This is a genomic window from Streptomyces sp., assembly GCF_035563135.1.
GTDB lineage: Bacteria > Actinomycetota > Actinomycetes > Streptomycetales > Streptomycetaceae > Streptomyces.
Window position 1 is genome coordinate 1 of the sequence record NZ_DATMVN010000705.1, and the last position, 5737, is coordinate 5737.

The window sequence follows — 5737 nt, forward strand, 5'->3', positions numbered from 1 at the left end:
GGCGCGAGTAAGTTCATTCAATGAACCATCAAGTGGGTAAAATGATGTCCATGGCTCTCGGCAAGGACTACACGGCTCAGCAGTGCTCGATCGCCCGCGCACTCGAAGTGGTCGGCGAGCGCTGGACCCTGCTCGTCGTGCGCGACGCCTTCTACGGCGTGCGCCGTTACAACGACTTCCTCGTCCACCTCGGCATCCCGCGCGCCGTCCTGGCCTCCCGCCTCCAGGCGCTCACCGAGGCCGGTGTCCTGGCCCGACGGCGCTACCAGGAGTCGCCCCCGCGCGACGAATACGTCCTCACCGGCAGCGGCAAGGCGCTCTGGCCCACCCTGCGCACCCTCGGCCTCTGGGGTCACGAGCACATCCCGGGCACGGTCCCGACGCGCCACTTCGCCCACGCCGCGTGCGGCACCGAACTCGGGGCTCTCGGGCAGTGCCCGGCCTGCGGTGACGTCGGCGTACCGCCCGAGGACGTGGAGATGCGGCCCGGCACCGGGCTCGACCCCGATCCCGGCGACCCCGTCAGCCGTGCGCTGCTCGCCCCCCGGCGGCTCCTTCAGCCGCTGGAGACCGATCGTGTATAACGGCTGGAGGACACCGACGGACACGAAGTGAAGGGGGAGGGCCGGTGAACGACGCCGTCAACCGCGTACGCCGTGCGGTCGCCCGCCTCCTGCGGCCCGCCGCCTTTCTCGTCCTGTTCCTCACCGAGGTCCTCCTCGCCGAAGGCGGCAGCCTCTCCGCCGCCGTCGCGCTCGCCGCCACCGCGGCCGCCGGCTCGGCGCTCCTCGTCTGCTCCGTCATCAGCGCCCGCTGTGCGGCCCCCGTACCCCGTACGAGAGTGCGCACCGCCATCCGCGACCGTGAGAAGCGCACCGCGTTCCTCCCGCAACGCGACCCCGACGCCCGGGGACGCACCAGGCCCCGGGCTCCCGGTACCGCCCTCCTGACGGCCGCGTAGAGGCACGTGGAGGGGGCACCCTCCACGACCTCCCGCGCGGATCGTCCTGCCGATTCCTCAGGCCGACCGGCCTTACTCCCCGGCACGACGAGACCCTCCGGAGGGCTCACCCATGTCCGCTTTCATGTCCGCCTTCGCGAGCCTGGTCGGCGCATTCGCCGATCTGCTCCAGCCCCTCTTCCAGCACGCTTCCACCGCCGCCGCGATCGTCCTGTTCACCGCGCTCGTACGGCTCGCCGTCCACCCCCTCTCGCGGGCGGCGGCGCGCGGGCAGAAGGCCCGCACCAAGCTCCAGCCGCAGATCGCGGAGCTGCGCAAGAAGCACGCCAAGAACCCCGACCGGATGCAGAAGGCGCTCATGGAGCTCCACGCGAAGGAGAAGGTCTCGCCCTTCTCCGGCTGCCTGCCGAGCCTGCTCCAGATGCCGGCCTTCTTCCTGCTCTACCACCTCTTCTCCAGCCGGAGCATCGGCGGTGAACCCAACGCGCTGCTCGGCCACGAGCTCTTCGGCGCCCCGCTCGGCGAGCGCTGGCACGACGCGCTCGCCGACGGCGGCCCCTTCGGCGAGCAGGGGCTGGTCTACCTCGCGCTCTTCGCGCTCGTCGCCGCCGTCGCCACCTTCAACTACGGCCGCACCAAGCGGCAGATGGCGGCGAACCCGATGACCCCGGCCACCGGGCCGGACGGGCAGCCCGTCCCGGGCATGGGCGCGATGACGAAGGTCATGCCGCTGATGTCCTTCCTGACCCTCTTCTCCGTGGCCTTCGTGCCCCTCGCCGCGGCTCTGTACATCGTCACGAGCACCACCTGGACCGCGATCGAGCGGGCGTACCTCTACCGGGAGACCCCGGCGGCCGAGGCCGCCGTCGCACCGGCCGTCTGAGTGTCCGGGGTCCAGTGCGTGAACAGGGTCTTGCGGAGTGATCGGATGTCTTGGAGGATCGGCCAAGCCTTTCGCTGGCCGCAACCCATCGACGGGCTGGACCTCGACCAAGGGGAGATGGACCGTTGAAGCTTCTTCGAGTGGGTACGGCGGGCTCGGAACGCCCCGCACTGCTTGACCGTAACGGGACCTTGCGGGACCTCTCGGGCCTCGTCACCGACATCGACGGCGAGCTCCTCGCCGACGCCTCGGCGCTGGACCGGTTGCGGGAAGCGGCCCAGACGCCCGACGTCCTGCCCCCGCTCGCGGCGGACGGCCTGCGGATCGGGCCGCCCCTGGGCCGGATCGGCAAGATCGTGTGCATCGGGCTGAACTACCACGACCACGCCGCCGAGACCGGAGCGGCGATCCCGGACGAGCCGATCCTGTTCTTCAAGGCCCCCGACACCGTCGTCGGCCCCGAGGACACCGTCCTGGTGCCGCGCGGCAGCCGGAAGACCGACTGGGAGGTCGAACTCGCCGTCGTGATCGGCCGCACCGCCCGCTATCTGGACTCCGCCGAGGAGGCGCTCGGACACGTCGCCGGATACGCGACCTCGCACGACGTCTCCGAGCGGGAATTCCAGATCGAGCGCGGCGGCACCTGGGACAAGGGCAAGAACTGCGAGACCTTCAACCCGCTGGGCCCCTGGCTCGTCACCGCGGACGAGGTGCCCGACCCGCAGGCGCTGCCGCTGAAGCTGTGGGTCAACGGGGAGCTGAAGCAGGACGGCACGACGGCCCAGCAGATCTTCCCGGTCGGCGAGGTCGTGCGCTATCTGAGCCATTTCATGACGCTCTACCCCGGCGACGTCATCAACACCGGCACCCCGGCGGGTGTGGCCATGGGCCGCCCCGAGCCGAAGCCGTACCTCCGGGCCGGTGACGTGGTGGAGCTGGAGGTGGAGGGGCTGGGGCGGCAGCGCCAGCAGCTCAAGGACGCGTAGGACGAGGCGCTTCCCAGGCGCCCCGGACGTACCCAGGCACACCCGGGCGCGGCCGCCGGGACCTCCCGGCGGCCGCGCCGCGCCGCGTGTTCAGGTCTCAGGTCCGGGTGCGCATCATGAACTGCTCCAGGGCCTCCACCACCAGCGCGTGGTCCTCGGCCTGCGGCAGACCCGACACCGTGACCGAGCCGATCACCCCCGCACCCTCCACCGCGAGGGGGAACGAGCCGCCGTGAGCGGCATACGTGTCCAGGTCCAGCCGCGAGGACTCCTCGAACGTGGTGCCCTTCGCCCGGAACCGCGTACCGACCAGGTAGGAGCTCTCCCCGTACCGCTCCACCACCCGCCGCTTACGGTCGATCCAGGCGTCGTTGTCCGCGCTCGAACCCGGCAGCGCGGCGTGGAAGAGCTGCTGGGCGCCCCGCCGGATGTCGATCGCGACCGGGGCGTGCCGCTCACGGGCCAGGGCGACCAGCAGGCCGCCCAGGGCGTACGCGTCGTCGTAGCCGAAACGCGGCAGCGTCAGGCGCCGCTCCTGCGCGATCAGCTCGGAGATGGTCGGAGCGTCGGTGCTCATGCGTGCTGCTCCTCGTCGTGGTGGGGGAGAAGGGTCACGGACACGCCCTCGCGGGCCGAGCGGCGCGCCGCTTCCAGGACGTCCAGCGCGGCGGCGGCCTGGAGCGCCGTCACCGGGTTCCCGCCCGTGCCGCGCAGGGCGGAGGTCACGGCGGCGTAGTACGCGGGATAGTCGCCGGGCAGGGTGCGGACCGGGTCGCCGCCGCCGGTCAGCGGGGACTCCCCGGAACCGATCCGGCCCCACAGCTCCTGCGGCTCCTCGCCCCACGGCGTGCCCGGCACCGGGCGCGCGCCCTCACGCAGCGCGGTCTCCTGCGGGTCCAGGCCGTACTTCACATAACCGGCCTTCGAGCCGAGCACCCGGAAGCGGGGGCCGAGCTGCGCCGTGGTGGCGCTCACGTACAGATGCGAACGCACCCCGCCGGCGTGCGTGATCGCGAGGAAGGTGTCGTCGTCGGCCGCCGCACCGGGACGGCGCACGTCGGACTCCGCGTACACCTGCACCGCGGGTCCGAACAGGGTGAGCGCCTGGTCGACGACATGGCTGCCCAGGTCGTACAGCAGGCCGCCGATCTCCTCCGGGTCGCCCGACTCGCGCCAGCCGCCCTTCAGCTGCGGACGCCACCGCTCGAAACGGGACTCGAAGCGCTGCACCTCACCGAGCTCGCCGTCCTCGATCAGACCGGCCAGTGTGAGGAAGTCGTTGTCCCAGCGGCGGTTCTGGAAGACCGAGAGCAGCAGCCCCCGCTCCGCGGCCAGCGCCGCCAGCTCACGGGCCTCGGCGGCGGTGCCGGCGAGCGGCTTGTCCACGACCACCGGAAGCCCCGCCTCCAGTGCGGCCCTCGCGAGCGGGACATGGGTCCTGTTCGGCGAGGCGATCACGATCAGGTCCAGCTCGTCCGTACGCGGCCACAGCTCGTCGGACGACGCCGCCAGGCGCACGCCGGGGTACTCGGCCCGGGCCTGCGCCTGCCGCTCCTCGTTCGACGTGACGACGGTGTCGAGGACGAGGCCCTCGGTCGCGGAGATCAGCGGGGCGTGGAAGACGGAACCCGCCAGGCCGTAGCCGACGAGCCCGACGCGAAGAGGAGCGTTGACAGTCATGCGATCCACTTAAGCAACGCTGTTGCCAAAGTGCAAGCGATGGGGACAATGGTGCGGTGAACAGGAGCAACAGCAGGAGCGGCGGGGCGAATCTGCCGGCTCTGCGCCACCACAACGCGTCGCTCGTCCTCGACCTGCTGCGCGTGGCCGGTGAGCAGGGCATCAGCCGGCTGGAGCTCGCCGAGCGCACCGGGCTCACCCCGCAGGCCGTCAGCAAGATCACCGCCAGGCTCCGCGCGGAGGGTCTCGCCGCCGAAGCCGGCCGGCTCGCCTCCACGGGCGGCAAGCCCCGCACCGTCCTGCGGCTGGTCCCGGACGCCGGTTACGCCGTAGGGCTCCACCTGGACCGCGACGAGCTCACCGCGGTCCTGGCCGACCTCGCCGGCACCACGGTCGCGACCCGCACCTTCCCGCTCGACCTCGGAGCGCCGGCCGCCGAGGTCCTCGCCGCGGCCGCCCACGCGGTGCGGACGGTACGGGGGGAGGGGCCCGAGGCCCCCCGGGCCGCAGCCCGGCAGGTCTTCGGCGTGGGCGCGGCGCTGCCGGGCCCGCTGGACCACCGCAGCGGGGTGCTGCACCGGGTCACCGGCTTCCCCCGGTGGGACGGCTACCCGCTGCGTGACGCCCTCGCCCGGGAGACGGGGCTGCCCGTCGTCGTCGACAAGGACACCAACGCCGCCGCCCTCGGCCTCGCCCTGCGCGAACGCGCCGAAGCCGACTTCGCCTATCTCCACCTGGGCACCGGTCTGGGCGCCGGGCTCGTCCTCGGAGGGGCCCTGCACCGGGGGGCCCGCACCGGCGCCGGAGAATTCGGCCACCAGACCGTCCAGCTGGACGGGCCCCTCTGCGACTGCGGCGGACGGGGCTGCATCGAGGCGCTCTGCCTCGCCGCCGCCGCCCGCGGTGACGTCGCCGAGGCGGCCAGGATCCTCGGCGCGGGCGCCGCCAACCTCGTCGGGCTGCTCGACATCGACCGGGTCGTCCTCGGGGGCCGTACGGTCGCCGCCCACGAGGACGCCTACGTGACGGGGGTCCGCGCCGTCATCGAGGAGCGGGCCCGGCGGGAGGGCGTCCCCGACGCCGTACCCGTCACCGTCGCCGGCGGTGGCGACCGCCCCGTCGCGGAGGGGGCGGCCCAGCTGGTCCTCGCCCCGCTCTTCGGCCGGGCGGGCGAGGACGGCAGCGGACGGGGCTGACAGCGGCGGACGGGGCTGGCAGCGGCGGGCC

At 72.9% G+C, this 5737-nt stretch carries 7 protein-coding genes; 5 read left to right on the plus strand and 2 right to left on the minus strand.

What is annotated here, in order from left to right:
- The first annotated feature begins 50 nt into the window (after window positions 1–50).
- The 4 genes from VN520_RS31300 (at window position 51) to VN520_RS31315 (ending at window position 2830) form a co-directional block, all read left to right on the plus strand.
- Window positions 51–584: a winged helix-turn-helix transcriptional regulator gene (locus VN520_RS31300; protein ID WP_414720006.1), complete on the plus strand. Its 534-nt coding sequence runs from the start codon at window positions 51–53 to the stop codon at window positions 582–584.
- 44 nt (window positions 585–628) lie between these two features.
- Window positions 629–961, plus strand: coding sequence for a DUF6412 domain-containing protein (locus tag VN520_RS31305; protein ID WP_325750308.1), 333 nt, complete (start codon window positions 629–631; stop codon window positions 959–961).
- A 112-nt stretch (window positions 962–1073) separates the two neighbouring features.
- On the plus strand, window positions 1074–1844 hold the full coding sequence (locus tag VN520_RS31310) for a YidC/Oxa1 family membrane protein insertase (protein WP_325750309.1): 771 nt from the start codon (window positions 1074–1076) through the stop codon (window positions 1842–1844).
- 125 nt (window positions 1845–1969) lie between these two features.
- The gene (locus tag VN520_RS31315) at window positions 1970–2830 is read left to right on the plus strand and encodes a fumarylacetoacetate hydrolase family protein (RefSeq protein ID WP_325750310.1); all 861 of its coding nucleotides are present in this window, start codon (window positions 1970–1972) and stop codon (window positions 2828–2830) included.
- Window positions 2831–2927: 97 nt separating this feature from the next.
- Here VN520_RS31315 and VN520_RS31320 read toward each other — a convergent pair whose 3' ends face one another.
- A complete protein-coding gene (locus tag VN520_RS31320) occupies window positions 2928–3407 on the minus strand; it encodes a heme-degrading domain-containing protein (protein ID WP_325750311.1) in 480 nt (159 codons plus the stop codon).
- Complete coding sequence (locus VN520_RS31325; RefSeq protein WP_325750312.1) at window positions 3404–4510, minus strand: Gfo/Idh/MocA family oxidoreductase; 1107 nt, start codon at window positions 4508–4510, stop codon at window positions 3404–3406. The genes VN520_RS31320 and VN520_RS31325 overlap by 4 nt, the downstream gene beginning before the upstream one ends.
- Before the next feature lie 56 nt (window positions 4511–4566).
- On the opposite strand from VN520_RS31325, the gene VN520_RS31330 reads away from it, so the two are divergent.
- Window positions 4567–5706, plus strand: a complete 1140-nt coding sequence (locus VN520_RS31330; protein WP_325750313.1) for an ROK family transcriptional regulator — start codon at window positions 4567–4569, stop codon at window positions 5704–5706.
- The last annotated feature ends 31 nt before the right edge of the window (window positions 5707–5737 follow it).